Here is a 17393-nt window from a genome sequence, read left to right on the forward strand (position 1 = left end):
TATTGGGTTTAGACTGTTTGGCATAAAAAATGTTATTCAATAGTTAATAAATATAAACCATTAAATAATATACAGCATGAAAAAGTTAAGTTTAATAATGGCTGCGGCTGTTACTGCCTGCGCCATTAACTATGCCGCAGCCAAAGATCATAAAACATTTGCTACAGACAGGGCGGTATTATCTACCGGAAACTTAACCGTTAACCAGGACACGGTACCCAAAAAGCGGAAGGCGCCAAAAACAACAAACCCAGCTACACCGCAAAGCCCTATCGTACCGACCCCTACTAACCCGCAGAGCCCAACAAGCCCGGCAACGCCTACTATACCAAATAATCCAACAAATCCAACAAATCCAAGTTACCCAACCACACCAACAAATCCTACGGCGCCAACCAGCCCTACTAACCCAACGGTGCCTGCAAGCCCTACTGTACCGCCTGCTACACCAATGACGCCTACAAGTCCTGCTGTACCACCTGCTACGCCAATGACGCCTACAAGCCCTGCAATGCCGCCTGCTACGCCCACTACAACACCAACAACCCGGCCCGCCGGAACACCCGCTACAAGCCCGGGCACAACACCAACAACAAGCCCGTCGCCGGCCCCGGCAACCCGGCCTGCAGGTAAATAAAATAATAGCTTACATGTGTAAATGCGAGACCGGTGCAAAGCTTAAGCTTTCGCCGGTCTCTTTTTCGCATCAGTCAGTTTCTGTTTCCACAAACTCTTTAAGGCTAATGCCCAGTATGTGGTTCCAGCCTTTGGTGAAGCTTTCTATAGCAAAATCCGGCCCGTTCTGCGGGAAGGTTTCCAAACCGGTGTGGGTAATGCGCACCAGTGTTTTATCACCCTCGGCAAAAAGTTCAAAGCTAACCTCCGAACTGCCGCTAAAGCCTTCGTATGCCCAGGTATAACTTAATTTCCGTTCGGGCTCAACAGCGGTAACCCGGCAATTGTGTACATATTTTTCGCCTTTGCTGCCCTGGCCTGTAAAGCTGAACTCAAACCCCACGCGGGGTTCAAAATTTTCCAGCTGAAAATACCATTTCTTCATTTTATCGTTATCGGTTAAAGCCTGCCATATGCGGCCTGCAGGGGCATTAAGCGTACGCTCAACTATCAGTGGTTTCGTTTCCATAAATTATTTAAGTTTTGTTTTTTGTTCTATTTCTTCCTGCTCCAGAAAATTCTCTAAAGCGTTCAGTTTACTTGTCCAAAAGGCGCGGTACTGGTCGGTCCATTTGGCTACCTGTTCAAGGTTTTTTAGCTCCGCTCGGCAATAGCGTTCGCGACCCTGCTGTTTTATGGTGATAAGCCCGCATTGGGTAAGTATCTTGATATGCTTTGATACTGCAGGGCGGCTGATATCAAAGCTATCGGCGATAGCGTTCAGGTTCATTTGCTGGCCGGCCAGCAGGTTTATAATCTGGCGCCGGGTAGGGTCGGCAATAGCCTGGAAAACATCTCGTCTCATTATTAAAATATGTTACCGTTTGGTTACAAATATATATATGTTACCATTCGGTTACGCAAAATAAAAAATAAATTTTTTTGTTCACTTACGAATAATTCGTATAATTACGAAAACTTCGTAATTATCTTTAATTTAAAATCACATGAAATCTTTAATCGCAATTATTGGCGTTAACTTAATGCTGTTTGGAATGGCAAAAGCGCAAAGTACCGGGAGCTACCCCGATTCGATAAAAAAAGCATTTTCGCTATATGAGTCAAAAAACTACCCGGCATCTGCCCGGGCGTACAGCAATGCATTTAAGGTTAATAGCTGGAAGGGCTTTAGCGACGACCGCTATAATGCAGCTTGTTCATGGGCGTTGGCGGGCAATGCCGATAGCGCGTTTTACCAATTGGAGCGTGTGGCAAACTTATTGGCATACAGCAATTATGCGCATATAACAACCGACACCGACCTTAACAGCCTGCACAACGATAAGCGCTGGTCCGCATTGCTTGCCGTTATAAGCAAAAATAAAGAGAAAGCCGAAGCCAACCTGAACAAGCCGCTTGTTAGGGAGCTGGAAACCATTTATGCCGACGACCAGGGCGGGCGAAAAAAAATAGACAGCCTGGCTAAAATATACGGGCTGCAGTCGGCACAGGTAAAGCAGCTTTTTAAAACGATAAATGTTCAGGACTCCATTAACCTGGTGAAGGTTAAAAAGATACTTGACAAACATGGCTGGGTAGGCCCCGATGAAGTGGGGACGTTAGGCAGTATCACTTTGTTTTTGGTTATACAACATGCCGACCTGGCCACGCAAAAGCATTATTTGCCCGCAATGCGCCAGGCCGTGAAGGATAAGAAGCTAAGGGCTGCCAACCTTGCTTTGCTTGAAGACCGTATAAACATACGCGAAGGCAAAAAGCAGGTTTATGGCAGCCAGTTAAGATCAGACGCCGACGGTAAAATGAAATTTGAACCCATTGAAGATGAGCCTAACGTAGATAAACGCCGGGCCGAAGTTGGTTTGGAGCCGCTTAAAGATTACGCCAAACGCTTTGGTTTGGATTATACAGTACCCGAACAATAATATATTGATCACAGCATTGCTTTGCGGCGCAATGCTGTAAATATCACTGTTTAAGTGGTATCTCAAAACCAAAGGTAGATCCTTTACCGGGCTCGCTTTCTACGTATAGCCTGCCACCGTGGCGCGTAATGATATCCTTGCTGATATACAGCCCTATTCCCAGTCCTGAAATATGCGAGGCAAGGTCGTCCACACGGTAAAAGCGCGAAAAAATGCGCTCCTGCTGTTCTTTGCTTATACCCATGCCAAAGTCCTGCACCGTTACAGCGGCCTTATCGTGGGATGCGGATACCGAAATATTGATCATATCGGCTTGTGGCGAGTATTTGATAGCGTTTGAAATGAGGTTGATCATCACCTGTTCGATACGTTGTTTATCGGCATGAACTACCAGGTCATGAATATCAGAGCAGATAATAATACGGTGTGTTTTGGTTGAATATTGCATCAGGTCGGCCACTTCATCAACCAGTTCGGGCAGGTTGAACGTACTCAACGAGAAAGGGAGCTTTCCGGCTTCAATCTTCGATACATCGAGCAGGTCTGATATAAGGTCCGACAGTTTATTTATCTGTGATAAGGCTTTTTGTATAAACACTTTGTTCCTGTCGTTTTCGCCCAGACTGCGGTCGATGATTTGCAGGTAGCCGTTAAGGCTGGTCATGGGTGTTTTTAACTCGTGACTGGCCAACCCTATAAATTCGTCTTTTTTTGAGTTGAGCTTTTGGATCTCCTCATACATTTGAGCGTTATCAAGCGCTACGCTGGCTTGTGATGATACACCCGATACCAGCATCTCATGTTCGCGGGTAAACCTGCCGGCTTCCGGATGGCCCAAAAACAGGCCGCCGATAACCTCGCCGCTTTTTGACACAACCGGTACCGCAAGATAACTTACTACAGGCAAATGGCCCTTTGGCATACCATAATGCGGATGGTTATGGCCATACCGGGGGTCTTTTGTAATGTCATCAACCCTAACAATGCCCAGGCCGTTAAAAGTATGCGCAAAAACATCAGTATTACGGGGCATCCCAAACTTTTCAAAGGCTTCCCTTGGCGCGCCTGATAAGGTGTATAACATGTACGATTCGCCCTGCTCGTCAAGCTTGTTGTAAAAGAACGCGCCAAAAGCTGCACCGGTAAGGGTGGTAGTGGCATCGGTAACTTTTTGCAATATCTCCTGTACATCCAGGTTCTCGGATATCGTTTTACCTATAGTGTTAAGCAGTTCCAGGTTTTCAGCGTATTGCTGTAAGGTGTTCTCGGCGAGCTGCTGTTTATAAACGTTCCGCGCAATTTTTGATGCGCCTATAACATTGCCTTTACGATCCTTGATGGGCGATATGGCCAGCGAAACCGGTATTTCCGTTCCATTTTTATGCCGGCGGTAGGTTTTATAGTGTTCAACCCTTTCGCCCTTTCTTATCTTAGTTAATATTTCAGTTTCTTCCTGCAGCCGTTCATGGGGTATCAATATGGTTATATGGCGGCCTATTACCTCTTCTTCGGTATATCCGAACAATTGCTGCGCGCCCCCGTTCCAGCTGGTAATAATGCCTTCAAGGGTTTTGCTTACTATCGCATCATCAGATGTGGTGACTATCGCGGCCAGCATAGCTTGTTTTCGCTCGCTGTTTCTTTGTTCGGTAACATCTAAAAGGGTGTTAATGGCACCGGTAAGTACGCCGTCGTCGTCAAACAAAGGCACCGGGTGCGTCAACACGTTAACTTGCTTACCATCGGGCTGTTCTATAATTATTTCCTGGCCATCAATAGCAACACCCTCTTTTATGGCGCGCGCCATCGGGCAATTGTGTAAGGGCAGGGGCTGCCCGTCGGGTTTTAATATTTTCAAAGCGCCGGTCCACAACTCCTGGTTTTTTTCGGGAGCACGGCCCCATAGTCCTACCGCGGCATCGTTGAACCAGGTAATCCGCCCATCTTTGTCGCAGGTGTAAACGGCCACCGGCAGGGCATTTAAAAGTGTATAAGATAGTGGTGTGTTCGCTATCGTGTTTATCATTTCTGAGCAGTGTATGGGCTTGGCATTGTCAACTAAACAGAATATGAAAATATTCTTATTTTGTGTAAATACAAATTTTTTAATGGTAGAACATCAGGCAATACACGTAATATGGCCCGCAAGAGTAGGTGTATCGGCAAATAAAAAATCAAAGTTGTATAGGCTATAAACTATTACAAAGCAAAAATGTTACGCCTATATAATAATAAAGTTTATGGCAGACATTGCACAGCGTTTCCCTCAAAACCCGTTACTGGCCCCAAAGGATCTTAAAGCCACATCCGAAGGCCTGCATATAGCATGTTTGCTAAACCCCGGCGTATTCAGGTTTAATGGCAAAATATGGCTGCTGGTAAGGGTGGCTGAGCGGCCGCAGCAAAGCGAGGTGCACGTGTCTTTTCCGATATTGACCGTAACCGGCGAAACCCAGATCATGGAAATAGCGCTGAACGATGCGGACCTTATTGCTACCGATGCCCGGGTGGTAAGGTACAAAGGGGTTGATTATCTGACTACCTTATCGCACCTGCGGCTGCTTTGCAGCGATGATGGCGTGCACTTTACCGAACCTGCAGATTACAGCAGATTGTTTGGCAGCGGACCGCTGCAAACCTTTGGGATAGAAGATTGCCGGGTTACCTTTTTAGAGGGCAGGTATTATCTAACCTTTACAGCGGTATCTGATAGCGGGGTAGGTGTTGGTCTGCGTACCACCACCGATTGGAAAAATTTTGAAACGCACGGTATGATCCTGCCGCCGCATAATAAGGATGTGGCCATTTTTGAAGAAAAAATAAACGGTCTGTATTATGCCCTGCACCGCCCCAGCAGCGTGGATATAGGGGGGAATTTTATCTGGATAGCCCAATCGCCGGATGGGGTGCATTGGGGCAATCATAAATGTATACTTAAAACTCGCGAAGGCATGTGGGACAGCGCACGCGTTGGGGGCGGGGCCTCGCCCATTAAAACCGAAAAGGGCTGGCTCGAGATTTATCACGGGGCTACCAAGGAGCATCGATATTGTTTAGGCGCGGTGTTGCTTGACCTTAACGATCCGTCGATAGTATTGGCGCGCACTACCGAGCCTATAATGGAACCTACCGCGCCGTATGAGATAACAGGCTTTTTTGGCCATGTGGTTTTCACCAACGGGCATGTGGTTGATGGCGATACCATCACCATTTACTATGGCGCAGCCGATGAATTTGTGTGTGGCGCGAAGTTTTCTATAAAGGATATCTTTGCCGCTTTGGGGGTGTAAATTAGCAGCTGTTTCACTAAAACGTTTGCGCAATTTGGTTTGAAAGGTATCAAAAAACTTTAATACATTGGCCTTTATAATAACCGGTTATGAAGAGCTTTTTAGATGAGGATTTTTTGCTGCGATCAGATACGGCCCGGGAGTTGTATCACGACCATGCAAAACACCTGCCCATAATAGATTACCACTGCCATTTGCCGCCCGATCAAATTGCGGGCAATATCAATTTCAATAACATAACCCACGCCTGGCTAAACGGCGACCATTACAAATGGCGCGCAATGCGTGCAAACGGTGTTAATGAGGCTTATATCACCGGCAACAAACCCGATAACGAAAAATTTGAGCAATGGGCCGCAACTGTACCCTATACCCTGCGCAACCCGCTCTACCATTGGACGCATCTTGAATTGCAGCGATATTTTGGCATCACATCGCGGTTAATGCACGGTACCGCCGATTTTATCTACGATGACTGCACCGAGAAATTGCAAAGCCCGGGATACTCGGTACAAAGCCTTATCAAGAAAATGAACGTGGAAGTAATTTGTACTACCGACGACCCGCTGGACGACCTGAGCCATCACGAACAAATAAAAAGGGATGGGGCAGAGGTAAAAGTGTACCCGGCATTCAGGCCGGATAAAGCCATGTATATCGAGGATGTGGCCGCCCTAAACGCCTATGTCTACAAACTGGAAGCGGTATCAAACAGTACCATCAATACCTTCGACGATTACTTGTACGCGCTTAAGAACCGCCACCACTACTTCGCGGCGAATGGCTGCACCGTAGCAGACCATGGTTTAGAGCATGTGTATGCCGAGGAATATACCGAAGAAGAATTACGCGGGATATTTGAAAAGGTGCGCGCCGAAAAACCCGTTACCAATACCGAAAAAATAAAGTTTAAATCGGCCATGCTGTACAATTTCGCCATTTGGAACCAGGAGAAGGATTGGGTGCAGCAATTTCATTTAGGAGCTTTGCGCAATAACAACAGCCGCCTGCTTGGCCAGTTGGGGCCCGATACGGGTTTCGATTCCATCGGCGATTTTAGTCAGGCCAGGCCGCTATCAAAATTTTTTAACAGGCTGGATAAGGACGACCGCCTCGCAAAAACTATTATATATAACCTAAACCCCGCTGATAACGAAATGGTGGCCGCCATGACAGGTAATTTTAACGACGGATCGGTAGCCGGTAAGGTGCAGTATGGCTCGGCCTGGTGGTTCCTTGATCAAAAAGACGGCATGACCAAACAGTTGAACGCCCTCTCGAACATGGGGCTGCTAAGTCGTTTTGTAGGCATGCTTACCGATTCGCGCAGCTTTCTTTCGTTCCCCCGCCATGAGTACTTCAGGCGCATACTTTGTAACCTGTTTGCTGAAGATATTGAGAACGGTGAATTGCCGAACGACATGGAATGGACAGGCAAGATCATTGGGGATATATGTTATTATAACGCCCAAAGCTACTTTAAATTTAAACCGTAAATGGGATAACCAGCTGCAGTTGCGCCTTGCTTATGCTGCGGACGGTCTATGATCGTACTTTTAAGGTAGGTTACCCGTGTGAAATGATTTTTCGCGATAAATTGGGCGATAACCTGCGTGATACTGTGAAATATAGATCGCGGCGGTGCAAACCACATCAATGTATGCGATCAAGACTTTGATCCTAAGTCCCGGCTGGTTGTACACCTTATTAAAATCGGGATTAGGTAACATACTTAATACAATAGCGCATTGTGGAATAAAACTTTTTCAAATTATTTAAAAAGTATTTTATCTTTAGAAGTGCATTCCTAAAACCACATACCGGTGGCCAGTGCCGGTTTTTAAACCTTTTATTAATCAGATCATGACCGCAAAAAGAGATTCCGGTACTACCGGTGTAACTGATGTTAATACATCGCCGTTTACCTACGAGCGCCTTTACTCCTTAGATGCCCTTAGGGGGTTTGATATGTTTTGGATACTTGGGGGCGAAGAGATATTTCATTCGCTCGCGAAGGCTACGGGTTCGCCATTCTGGGGCACCATAGCCAACCAGTTTACGCATCCGGACTGGAACGGCTTTCACTTGTATGACCTGATATTCCCCTTGTTCCTGTTCCTGGCAGGCGTAGCCACGCCATACTCTATAGGGCGCGAACTGGAAAAGGGCGCCACGCGCCCGCAACTGGTGTTAAGGGTAATAAAACGCGCAGCGATATTGATATTGCTGGGCTTGCTGGTTAATAACGGCCTCAAAACCTTAAAATCATTTGACGAGATACGGTTTGCATCGGTATTGGGGCGTATTGGTATTGCCTACATGTTTGCTAATATTATATACCTATACGCCAGTCGTAAATGGCAGATGGCCTGGTTTTGGATATTTATCATCGGTTACTGGCTGTTGCTTAAATTTACATCGGCCCCCGGTTTTCATCCCGGCGACCTGACCATGGAGGGCAATTTCGCCTCGTATATGGACAGGCTCATACTACCCGGCAAACTTTACCTCGGCATACACGATCCGGAAGGCTTGTTCTCTACCATCCCGGCTATAAGCACCGGGCTGTTAGGCATACTGGCGGGTATACTGCTAAAAACCGGGCATCAGCATAAAGGCCGTAAGGCATTTATTATAGCCGCTGCGGGCGCCATATTTTTGGTGCTTGCACAAGTTTGGAACCTTGATTTCCCGATCAACAAAAACCTGTGGACAAGCTCGTTCGTGCTGCAGGCAGGAGGGATGAGTTTATTATTGTTAGCATTGTTTTACTATGTGATAGATGTGCTTGGCTACAAGTCGTGGGCGTTCTTTTTCAAAGTAATAGGCATGAACTCCATCCTCATATACATTTCCAGTAAATTTATTAACTGGCATTATGCCACCACCGGCTTTTTCGGGTGGCTTGGCGAGTGGGTTGGCGACCCCTACAACATTGTAGTAATGGCTATTTGCTTTATTATGGTTAAATGGATGTTCCTTTATTTTATGTACCGCAAAAAAGCCTTCTTAAAGGTTTAACAAAATATGAAAAATATAAAAATACTTTGCTTTTTAGTACTAAGTCTGTTTTTATTACAACCTGCATCCGCGCAGCAAAACCCCGGGTTGCCCGCACTGATGTTACGGCTTGATGATATTGGCATGAACCATTCTGTAAACATGGCCATGCAAAAAATGGCTGATACCGGGATGCCTTTTTCGGCGTCGGTGCAGTTTGCCTGCCCCTGGTACCAGGAAGCTGTAGAGATATTAAAGAAAAATCCGCAGGTAAGCGTTGGTGTGCATTTAACGCTGACCTCCGAATGGAAAAACTACCGTTGGGGCGCTGTAACGGGCCGCGAAGCCGTGCCAAGCCTGGTTGATGCCAATGGATATTTCCACCAGTCGACAGGCGCTTTTGCCAAAAGCGGATATCAAATAGCTGAGGTAGAGAAGGAACTAACTGCGCAGATAGAAAGGGCTTTGGCGTCGGGTTTAAAGATCACTTATATCGATCCGCACATGGGTGTTGCGTTATCAACGCCGGCACTGCGTGCGCTTACCGAGAAACTGGCGCATAAATACAAGCTGGCCATATCTACCTTAAGTGAAGTGGTTTACCTGGGTGAAACTTACAAAGAAATGTGGGGCGAGCCGGTGGCTACAAAAAAATCGGCGTTCCTGTCGTACGTTACCAATAAGCTGAACCTCGCACGGCCAAACCTGGTTGTTATACACGTTGCTTTAATGAACCCCGAGATGAACGCCCTGTTTGATATGAACAGCAGCATGATGAATACCAAGGAGGGCAAGCCGTTAACCAGCCTGCACCGCCAAACGGAGCTGAACATGCTGCTATCGCCCGAGTTTAAGGCTTTGGTAAATAAAAAGTTCAGGCTGATAAATTACAGCGACCTGGTGAAACAAAAAGGGCTGGCCGCGATGAAACTGGAAACCGTAAAAAACTGATATGGAACGCAGGTTATTTGTAAAGCTATCGGCATTTACCGCATTGGCGCTTACCTTGCCCTTTGCCGAACGCTGCAGCACAGGTTCAAAGGAGCAGGCAGTTGCGCAGCCCCTGGTGTTTTCGCATCTGGCGGATGCAAAGGCCATCCGCGAGGCGGGAACGGAGTATCGCAAAAACCACAAGACTGAAGACGACCGGCAAAAGCTATCGCAGTTGCTTTTGAGCGATAAAGATAAGGCATCGCTTGGTAAAGATGAGATCCGGGCTAAATTGGATAAGCAGGTAAACGAAGATTTTAAAGCCGGTAATATATTGGTGGTTAAAGGCTGGGTAATGTCTATAACCGAAGCCAGGCAATGTGCTCTTTTTTCAATCATTAAACCTTAAGCACCCATGCATATCGATGCCAGAAATATTGATGACAACAGCCTGATAGAAGGCGATATATGTATTGTAGGCTCGGGCGCCGCGGGTATAAGTATGGCGCTGGAGTGGCTGAACACGCCCTTTAAAGTTATTTTGCTTGAGGGCGGCGGCTTTGAGTACGAAGCGCAGATGCAGGAACTGTACAAAGGCAAAACCACAGGGCAACGGTATTACCCGCTACAATCGGCAAGGCTGCATTACTTTGGGGGTACAACCGGGCACTGGTCAGGCTTTTGCTCTACGTTCGACCCGATAGATTTTAAGGAACGAGACTGGGTGCCGCATAGCGGCTGGCCCATAAAGCGCGAAGACCTGGATGAATATTACGCCCGCGCCCACAAAAACCTCGACCTTGGCCCGTACGAATACAGCGCCAAATACTGGCAGGATAAAGACCCGGAACTAAAAGGCTTAACACTCGACGAAAAAGCGGTTTATAATAAAATGTGGCAGTTTAGTCCGCCAACGCGCTTTGGTACCAAATACCGCGATACCATTGTAAAAGCGCCAAATATACACCTGTACACCTACGCCAATGTAACCGATATCACCGCCAACGAAAATGCATCGGCTATAAAACAGGTAACCGTGAAAAACCTGGCGGGTAAGCAGCATACGGTTAGGGCGAAGCAATTTATCATTGCCTGCTGCTCTATCCAGAACGCGCGTTTGCTGCTTGCATCAAACAAACAGGCACCCAAAGGCCTGGGCAACCAAAACGATAATGTGGGCCGGTATTTTATGGAGCACCTGGAAATAAAATCGGCAGAGATATGGCTAACCAAACCCGATGCTTTAAAATTGTACCATTGGGAGTGGGGACTTACCAAAGCCCGCGCCGAACTGGCCATTAGCGAAGAAATGCAGCGCGAGCACCGCATATTAAATGGTACCGCATCGTTTACCCCGTTGGATATCGCACGCAAGCAGCCCGCGTTTATCGACATATGGACGGCCGATACCGCTGAAACCAAAAAGAACATGCATAAGTTTGACGAGGTGGGCAAAGATGATGTAAAAAAAGAGGGGTATAGTTCGTTCCAGCTGTTCACCCGGGTAGAGCAGGCGCCAAACCCCAACAGCCGTGTAACGTTAGACACTGAAAAGGATGCCCTCGGGGTTCCGCGCGCTATGCTGCACTGGGAACTTACACCGCTTGAAAAGCATAGCCTGCGTGGTATATACCAAATTATTGGCCGGCAAGTAGGCATAAGTGCCGAAGGGCGCGTACGGCTGATGGATTACCTGCAGAACGAGGAAGACAACAGCTGGCCATCGTTCACCGGTGGCGGATGGCATCACATGGGCACAACCCGCATGGCCGCCGACCCTAAAAAAGGCGTGGTGGATGCCAATTGCAAAGTGCATGGTATCAGTAATTTATACATGGCGGGTGCATCGTGCTATGCTACGGCCGCCGCGCCCAACCCTACGTTAACGCTGGTAGCATTAACCATCAGGCTTGCCGACCACTTAAAGCAGAAGGTAAAGGGAAACGTTTAATTAAGATATCAGCCCGTTTCCCCCTCCCCGGGGTGGAAGTGAATCCTAATTGCTAAATGGTGTTGTTGCTATTCTTTTGCCCTTCCTTAAGCGGGCCGGGCCTGCTTATCATTACAATACCTATCGCTATAATGCCCCAAAGCAGCATTTGCCAGGTGCTCAGGTTCCATTCGCCAATCTTCCAGCATAGCAAACCAAAATATGTACCTGCCGAGCCGCCGATAAAATACATGGTCATGTAAATAGTGTTGAGCCTGCTGTGCGCGTGCTCAGCAAGGGCGTATATGCGTGCAAAATTTGTTATTTGCGTGGCCTGCACGCCTATATCCAAAAAAAAGATAGCCACAACCAGCGCCGCAACGGAGTATGGAAAAAGTTTAAGCAAAACAACACTGCCAATGATCATTGCTACAGAGATGAGCAGGGACCGGTGCGTGTTCCCCTTATCGGCCAGTTTCCCAAACCACGGCGCTACCAGCGCACCGCCAATGGCAATAAGGCCGAACAAGCCAATAGTGCTGGCCGAAAAACGGAGGGGTGCATTGCTCAAATGGAAGGTCAAAGTGGTCCAAAACGAGCAAAAGATGCCGAATGTAAAAAAGCCAAGCAAAGCTGCCTGCCTTAATATCTTAAACTCGCCTACCAGGGATAGTGCCGACCTGAGCAGCCCCAGATAATTGCCTTTAAACTTCGGCGGTACATTGGGTAAGTAAAGCTTAAGCAATACGGCTGTGAGCAATACCATACCGGCCGATATGCCGTAAACAAAGCGCCAGCCCAGCCAGCCGGCTATTAAGCCGGAAATTACTCTTGCGCCTAAAATTCCGACCAGTATGCCGCTAAAAACCTTGCCAACCGTTTTGCCGCGATTAACGCTATCAAGCGTGGCAGCCATTGGCATTAATATTTGAGCAGATGTGGCAAAAAGGCCAACAAACAAACTCAATGCGTAAACCTGGTAAAGCCGCGTGGCAAAGCTAAAGCCGGTAAGGGTTAACATCAGTAAGGTACTTAGTAACAGGATAAGCCGTTTACGGTTTACCTTATCGCCCAGGGGGATCAAAAAGAACATACCCAAACCATAGCCCAGCTGTGCAAACATGGCCACTTTACCAATTTCGGAGCCGGACGCATGTACCGATACGCCTATATCTTTCAGGATTGGCTGGTTATAATAAATATTTGCTACCGTAACACCCGCGGCAACTGCCATTAAAGGGATAATAGCCGGATGTAACCTGTTAGTTTGTGTAGCCTCCATAGTTTTTACAGCCCGCAAACGTAAGCAAATGTGCCTTGGTATCAAACGTAAAAGCACCTTGCATATACGGCAAGGTGCTTTTGTGAAAGTATGTTGACAAAGGCGCCGCTTAATCGCCCGATTTAAATATCATCCGGAACGACTGGTCGCGGCTGATGTAAGCAACCGCCCAATTGTAAAGCGTGCGCAGTTTATTACGATAGTTAACTAATGATATCAGGTGAATGAACAACCACATAAACAGCGCTATGATACCATTGAAGTGCACCTTGTGTTTAAACAGGTCTACCACCGCCTTGTTACGGCCAATAATGGCCATATCGCCTTTGTCGAAATATTTAAAGGCTTTTAAGGGTTTACCCTTGGCTATGGCAATAAAGTTGGCTGCAAGGGTACGGCCCTGTTGTATAGCAACCTGCGCAATCTGCGGGTGGCCTTTTGGGTAGGCCTCGTCGGTTGTTTGGATAGATGCATCGCCTATGGCGTAAACATCCCGCAGCCCTGTAACCTGGTTGTATTCATCGGTTATCATCCGTTTGCCCACACCCAGGCTGTTTGCCGGGATGCCATCAAACGTATTGGCTGTAATACCTGCTGCCCAAATAAGCGTGCCGGCTTCAATAACCTCGCCGTTTGATAAAGTAATTTTGCCGTCAAGGTAGTCGTTAACGTGCAAATTCAATTTTACCCGCACCCCAAGCCTGGTTAGCACCTTGTAGGCATCCTGATGGGTTTTCTCGCTCATGGCGCCAAGCAGGGCAGTGCCGCCGTCTACTATGTAAATGCCTCCGGGCTGGTTAATAAGTTCGGGGTAGTCCTTCGCGAAAATATATTTGCGCATTTCGGCAAGCATACCCGATACTTCAACACCTGTTGGGCCGCCGCCGGCAACTACTATGGTAAGCAGGCGTTTGCGTTCGGCCGCGTCTTTGGTAATGGTTGCGCGTTCCAGCGTTTGCAGTAAAGCGTTACGCATACGCAAGCCATCGTCAATGGTTTTCATCGGAATAGCATTCTGCGCAATGTTTTGGTTACCAAAAAAGTTTGTTTTGGCGCCCGCTGCAAATACCAGGTAATCGTAGGTCAGTTCACCGTCTTTTAAATATACGGTTTTGGTATCAGGGTCAACTTTTACGGGTTCGCCCATCCGAAAACGGATGTTATCCTTGCGGAATAATTTGCGGAAAGGATAACTGATGCTTGACGGTTCCAGGAAACTTGTTGATACCTGGTAAAGCAGCGGAGGAAAATAATTGTAGTTGTTTTTATCTACCAGGGTAACCTGGTAGCTTTTATTTTTTGCCACATCTTGTGCAAAGTTTACACCGGCAAAACCTCCCCCAATAACCACAATTTTTTTAGCAGGCACAGGCATATGGCCTGTGGCATCTGCGGGGTTAGAAAGATCGCTCATTTCTGGTATGTGTATGTTTGTCACCGTTATAAATGACAATGTAAATATACGTTAAGTGTACATAATACACTATTAAAATAATCTAATTTTACACAGGGTTGATAAGCTGTACCAACTATCCGACAGCTTAAATTCACTCCCTGCACCCTCCCGGTAAACGGGGGATTGCACCGGCCAATTCTTTGGTAATAGTACTCAATAAAAAAACCGCTTTAACTATTTTAAAGCGGTTTTTTTATTTATGATGCAGAATATATTACAAATACGATTGCAGCGTACCGCTGCGCGATGACTGTTTTATACGCTGAAGCGCCTTGTCCTTGATCTGGCGTACCCGTTCGCGGGTTAGCACAAACTTTTCGCCTATTTCTTCTAAGGTGTGGGTGTGGTTATTGCCCAGGCCGTAAAACAGTATCAGTACCTCGCGGTCGCGTTCGCCTAATTTTGACAGGGAACGCCCCAGTTCGGTAGCCAGCGAATCGTGGATCAGGCTACTGTCAGTAGATGGGTCGTCGTTTTGCATTACATCCAGCAAAGTGCCTTCTTCGCCCTGCTGAAAAGGCGCGTCGATGGACACCTGCCTGCCTGAATTTCGTAACGAATCGGCAATTTTTTCGACCGTTGTTTCCAGGCACTCGGCCAGTTCTTCAGGGGTGGCTTCGCGTTCAAGTTCCTGCTCAAGCGAAGATTGCGTTTTGCGGATCTTGCTCAGCGTACCTATCTGGTTCAGGGGCAAACGCACCGAGCGCGACTGATCTGATATGGCAGATATTATGGATTGGCGTATCCACCAAACGGCGTATGATATAAATTTAAAACCTTTGGTCTCGTCAAACCGGCGGGCGGCTTTTATCAGGCCTAAATTACCTTCGTTGATTAAGTCGCCAAGGGTTATGCCCTGGTTTTGATATTGTTTGGCCACCGATACCACAAACCTTAAGTTGGCTTTGGTAAGGCGCTCTAATGCTGCCTGGTCGCCTTCGCGTATTTTTTGTGCCAGTATAACTTCTTCCTGGGCTGTTATAAGGTCTACTTTACCGATCTCTGTTAAGTATTTATCAAGCGATTGGGTCTCGCGGTTGGTGATGGATTGACTTATTTTAAGTTGTCTCATTTAATGGGGATAAAGCGGCCTGAAGCCGGCGATTAAACAATTTACTAAACTTTAAAAGAGCGGGGTCCGGGTGTTTTTAATGACCCGTAAAAAAAATAAAAGCATTCCCATTTTCAGGGAATGCTTCACGATATTATTATAGTTATTAAGCTACTTTAACTCTTACCGCGTTAGGGCCTTTCTTGCCTTCTTCCACTTCATACTGTACGGTATCGTTCTCGCGGATGCGATCAACTAAACCTGATGAGTGAACAAACACTTCTTTGCCACCGTTACTTGGGGTGATGAATCCAAAACCCTTTTCTTCATTAAAAAATTTTACTGTTCCTTGTTGCATTATATTTATTTAAATAGTTACAAATGTACCTTTAATTATTGATTAATTGGCATAAATATGTAATTGATATACTTTTAGTTATGGTTAAAGCTATATTTCCCTATAAAATGACAATATTGTGTTGGGCGTGAATTTTTGTTTTTGTCAGCCAAACATCACAATTGTAGGCCGCACGTAAGTTAGAGCTAAGTTTTACGACAAACCCGCAATACATACCATCATTTTTTACGTTAGTTATAAGTACGTTAAACACGTTAGGAGATTTATGAAAAAGATAAGCATTCAAATTATTCTGTTATTAATTACCGGGTATACTGCTATGGCGGCTGCACCGAATACAAGTACCGATGGCAAGGCCAGGTTAGATACCGCTACTTTTGCCACGGGCTGTTTCTGGTGTACCGAAGCAAAGTTTCAACAATTAAAGGGCGTTAAAAAGGTAATATCGGGCTTTAGCGGGGGCACGGTTGCCAACCCTACCTATAACCAGGTTTGTACAGGCACCACAGGGCACGCCGAAGCCTGTAACATTATTTACGATCCTGCGCAAATTACATACGATGAACTGCTGGCTGCCTTTTTTGTAGCACACGATCCAACCCAGCTAAACCGCCAGGGTAATGATGTGGGTACACAGTACCGCTCGGCCATATTTTATCATAACGCGGCACAAAAGCAAAAGGCCAACTATTACATTGGTAAACTTAATGCTGAGCATGCCTACAAAAATAAAATTGTTACTCAGGTAGCGCCGTACAAAGCTTTTTACAAAGCCGAAGACTACCATCAGAATTATTATAACCTGAATAAAGGCAGCAACCCGTATTGTAAATATGTGATACAGCCCGAACTTGAAAAGTTTAGGAAGGTGTTTAAAAATAAACTGAAGAACTAAGATGAGGCCGATATACATCACCGCGATACTACTCCTGTGCTTTACCTGCACGTTTGCACAGCATTTAAAAACCGATAAGGGGCACCAAAATAACCCGTACTATTCTAATACCGATACCCGCCCGATAAAGGTGTCGGATGCGGAATGGAAAAAGATATTGCCGCCGGCATTATATGCCACCGCCCGCGAGCAGGCTACCGAACGCCCGTTTACCGGCCAGTTTTGGAACAAAAGCGCCAGGGGAACCTATTACTGCGCTGTTTGTGGCAATAAGCTGTTCCGTTCGGATGCCAAATTTGCCAGCGACTGTGGCTGGCCAAGCTTTTACCAGCCGGTAAGGAAGAACAGCGTTATTTATAAAGCCGACAACTCATTAGGTATGGAGCGAACCGAAGTGTTGTGCGCACGCTGCCAAAGCCACCTGGGGCATATATTTGACGATGGCCCGGCGCCAACGTACAAAAGGTTTTGCATGAACTCCGTTTCATTGGATTTTCAGCCCGATAAGCTGTAAAAGTAGGCGCCTCCTGTTAAGGGTTTAAAGCGTACCATACGTTCCCGCATTGCTATTGCGCCATCTTGCCGGCAAGCATAAAGCCCGATTTACTGGCCTTTAGCCAATAAATCGGGCTTTATGCCGTTA

At 46.7% G+C, this 17393-nt stretch carries 17 protein-coding genes; 10 read left to right on the top strand and 7 right to left on the bottom strand.

All coding sequences use genetic code 11. From position 1 onward, the window contains the following. Positions 1-76 precede the first annotated feature (76 nt). Positions 77-637 carry a hypothetical protein gene (locus GWR56_RS12460; protein WP_162431563.1) on the top strand — a complete coding sequence of 187 codons (561 nt, stop codon included), beginning with the start codon at positions 77-79 and terminating at the stop codon, positions 635-637. Positions 638-706: 69 nt separating this feature from the next. On the opposite strand, the gene GWR56_RS12465 is transcribed toward GWR56_RS12460, so the two are convergent. Continuing rightward, positions 707-1144 (bottom strand): SRPBCC domain-containing protein, encoded by a 438-nt coding sequence (locus tag GWR56_RS12465; RefSeq protein ID WP_162431564.1) that lies wholly within the window; start codon positions 1142-1144, stop codon positions 707-709. A 3-nt stretch (positions 1145-1147) separates the two neighbouring features. Continuing rightward, complete coding sequence (locus GWR56_RS12470) at positions 1148-1480, bottom strand: helix-turn-helix transcriptional regulator (protein WP_162431565.1); 333 nt, start codon at positions 1478-1480, stop codon at positions 1148-1150. A gap of 142 nt (positions 1481-1622) precedes the next feature. On the opposite strand from GWR56_RS12470, the gene GWR56_RS12475 reads away from it, so the two are divergent. Next, on the top strand, positions 1623-2558 hold the full coding sequence (locus tag GWR56_RS12475; RefSeq protein WP_162431566.1) for a DUF6624 domain-containing protein: 936 nt from the start codon (positions 1623-1625) through the stop codon (positions 2556-2558). A 43-nt stretch (positions 2559-2601) separates the two neighbouring features. Here GWR56_RS12475 and GWR56_RS12480 read toward each other — a convergent pair whose 3' ends face one another. Continuing rightward, positions 2602-4584: a PAS domain S-box protein gene (locus GWR56_RS12480; protein WP_162431567.1), complete on the bottom strand. Its 1983-nt coding sequence runs from the start codon at positions 4582-4584 to the stop codon at positions 2602-2604. A 214-nt stretch (positions 4585-4798) separates the two neighbouring features. On the opposite strand from GWR56_RS12480, the gene GWR56_RS12485 reads away from it, so the two are divergent. From GWR56_RS12485 to GWR56_RS12510, 6 genes are all read left to right on the top strand, one after another. After that, positions 4799-5848, top strand: a complete 1050-nt coding sequence (locus GWR56_RS12485; RefSeq protein ID WP_162431568.1) for a glycoside hydrolase family 130 protein — start codon at positions 4799-4801, stop codon at positions 5846-5848. 89 nt (positions 5849-5937) lie between these two features. Beyond that, a complete protein-coding gene (gene uxaC / locus GWR56_RS12490) occupies positions 5938-7344 on the top strand; it encodes a glucuronate isomerase (RefSeq protein WP_162431569.1) in 1407 nt (468 codons plus the stop codon). Positions 7345-7711: 367 nt separating this feature from the next. After that, positions 7712-8869, top strand: coding sequence for an acyltransferase family protein (locus tag GWR56_RS12495; RefSeq protein ID WP_162431570.1), 1158 nt, complete (start codon positions 7712-7714; stop codon positions 8867-8869). Between the two features lie 6 nt (positions 8870-8875). Continuing rightward, positions 8876-9799: a ChbG/HpnK family deacetylase gene (locus GWR56_RS12500; RefSeq protein WP_162431571.1), complete on the top strand. Its 924-nt coding sequence runs from the start codon at positions 8876-8878 to the stop codon at positions 9797-9799. A gap of 1 nt (position 9800) precedes the next feature. Next, positions 9801-10187, top strand: coding sequence for a hypothetical protein (locus GWR56_RS12505; RefSeq protein ID WP_162431572.1), 387 nt, complete (start codon positions 9801-9803; stop codon positions 10185-10187). Positions 10188-10193: 6 nt separating this feature from the next. Beyond that, positions 10194-11729 (top strand): FAD-dependent oxidoreductase, encoded by a 1536-nt coding sequence (locus tag GWR56_RS12510; protein WP_162431573.1) that lies wholly within the window; start codon positions 10194-10196, stop codon positions 11727-11729. A 52-nt stretch (positions 11730-11781) separates the two neighbouring features. Here the strand turns inward: GWR56_RS12510 and GWR56_RS12515 are convergent, their stop codons facing one another. The 4 genes from GWR56_RS12515 to GWR56_RS12530 form a co-directional block, all read right to left on the bottom strand. Then, the gene (locus tag GWR56_RS12515) at positions 11782-12990 is read right to left on the bottom strand and encodes an MFS transporter (protein ID WP_162431574.1); all 1209 of its coding nucleotides are present in this window, start codon (positions 12988-12990) and stop codon (positions 11782-11784) included. A gap of 109 nt (positions 12991-13099) precedes the next feature. Continuing rightward, positions 13100-14404, bottom strand: coding sequence for an NAD(P)/FAD-dependent oxidoreductase (locus GWR56_RS12520; protein ID WP_238395228.1), 1305 nt, complete (start codon positions 14402-14404; stop codon positions 13100-13102). A gap of 256 nt (positions 14405-14660) precedes the next feature. Further along, a complete protein-coding gene (locus GWR56_RS12525) occupies positions 14661-15518 on the bottom strand; it encodes an RNA polymerase sigma factor RpoD/SigA (protein WP_162431575.1) in 858 nt (285 codons plus the stop codon). Positions 15519-15663: 145 nt separating this feature from the next. Continuing rightward, on the bottom strand, positions 15664-15855 hold the full coding sequence (locus tag GWR56_RS12530; protein WP_162431576.1) for a cold-shock protein: 192 nt from the start codon (positions 15853-15855) through the stop codon (positions 15664-15666). Between the two features lie 265 nt (positions 15856-16120). On the opposite strand from GWR56_RS12530, the gene msrA reads away from it, so the two are divergent. Beyond that, the gene (gene msrA / locus GWR56_RS12535; RefSeq protein ID WP_162431577.1) at positions 16121-16750 is read left to right on the top strand and encodes a peptide-methionine (S)-S-oxide reductase MsrA; all 630 of its coding nucleotides are present in this window, start codon (positions 16121-16123) and stop codon (positions 16748-16750) included. Between the two features lies 1 nt (position 16751). After that, on the top strand, positions 16752-17264 hold the full coding sequence (gene msrB, locus GWR56_RS12540) for a peptide-methionine (R)-S-oxide reductase MsrB (RefSeq protein ID WP_162431578.1): 513 nt from the start codon (positions 16752-16754) through the stop codon (positions 17262-17264). Positions 17265-17393 lie beyond the last annotated feature (129 nt).

Origin of the sequence: Mucilaginibacter sp. 14171R-50 (assembly GCF_010093045.1) — a bacterium.
In the GTDB taxonomy this organism is placed as follows: domain Bacteria; phylum Bacteroidota; class Bacteroidia; order Sphingobacteriales; family Sphingobacteriaceae; genus Mucilaginibacter.

Coding starts and splice junctions, on each gene's coding strand:
- GWR56_RS12460 (WP_162431563.1), top strand. CDS start 77: ATGAAAAAGTTAAGTTTAATAATGGCTGCGGCTGTTACTGCCTGCGCC.
- GWR56_RS12465 (WP_162431564.1), bottom strand. CDS start 1,144: ATGGAAACGAAACCACTGATAGTTGAGCGTACGCTTAATGCCCCTGCA.
- GWR56_RS12470 (WP_162431565.1), bottom strand. CDS start 1,480: ATGAGACGAGATGTTTTCCAGGCTATTGCCGACCCTACCCGGCGCCAG.
- GWR56_RS12475 (WP_162431566.1), top strand. CDS start 1,623: ATGAAATCTTTAATCGCAATTATTGGCGTTAACTTAATGCTGTTTGGA.
- GWR56_RS12480 (WP_162431567.1), bottom strand. CDS start 4,584: ATGATAAACACGATAGCGAACACACCACTATCTTATACACTTTTAAAT.
- GWR56_RS12485 (WP_162431568.1), top strand. CDS start 4,799: ATGGCAGACATTGCACAGCGTTTCCCTCAAAACCCGTTACTGGCCCCA.
- uxaC (WP_162431569.1), top strand. CDS start 5,938: ATGAAGAGCTTTTTAGATGAGGATTTTTTGCTGCGATCAGATACGGCC.
- GWR56_RS12495 (WP_162431570.1), top strand. CDS start 7,712: ATGACCGCAAAAAGAGATTCCGGTACTACCGGTGTAACTGATGTTAAT.
- GWR56_RS12500 (WP_162431571.1), top strand. CDS start 8,876: ATGAAAAATATAAAAATACTTTGCTTTTTAGTACTAAGTCTGTTTTTA.
- GWR56_RS12505 (WP_162431572.1), top strand. CDS start 9,801: ATGGAACGCAGGTTATTTGTAAAGCTATCGGCATTTACCGCATTGGCG.
- GWR56_RS12510 (WP_162431573.1), top strand. CDS start 10,194: ATGCATATCGATGCCAGAAATATTGATGACAACAGCCTGATAGAAGGC.
- GWR56_RS12515 (WP_162431574.1), bottom strand. CDS start 12,990: ATGGAGGCTACACAAACTAACAGGTTACATCCGGCTATTATCCCTTTA.
- GWR56_RS12520 (WP_238395228.1), bottom strand. CDS start 14,404: ATGAGCGATCTTTCTAACCCCGCAGATGCCACAGGCCATATGCCTGTG.
- GWR56_RS12525 (WP_162431575.1), bottom strand. CDS start 15,518: ATGAGACAACTTAAAATAAGTCAATCCATCACCAACCGCGAGACCCAA.
- GWR56_RS12530 (WP_162431576.1), bottom strand. CDS start 15,855: ATGCAACAAGGAACAGTAAAATTTTTTAATGAAGAAAAGGGTTTTGGA.
- msrA (WP_162431577.1), top strand. CDS start 16,121: ATGAAAAAGATAAGCATTCAAATTATTCTGTTATTAATTACCGGGTAT.
- msrB (WP_162431578.1), top strand. CDS start 16,752: ATGAGGCCGATATACATCACCGCGATACTACTCCTGTGCTTTACCTGC.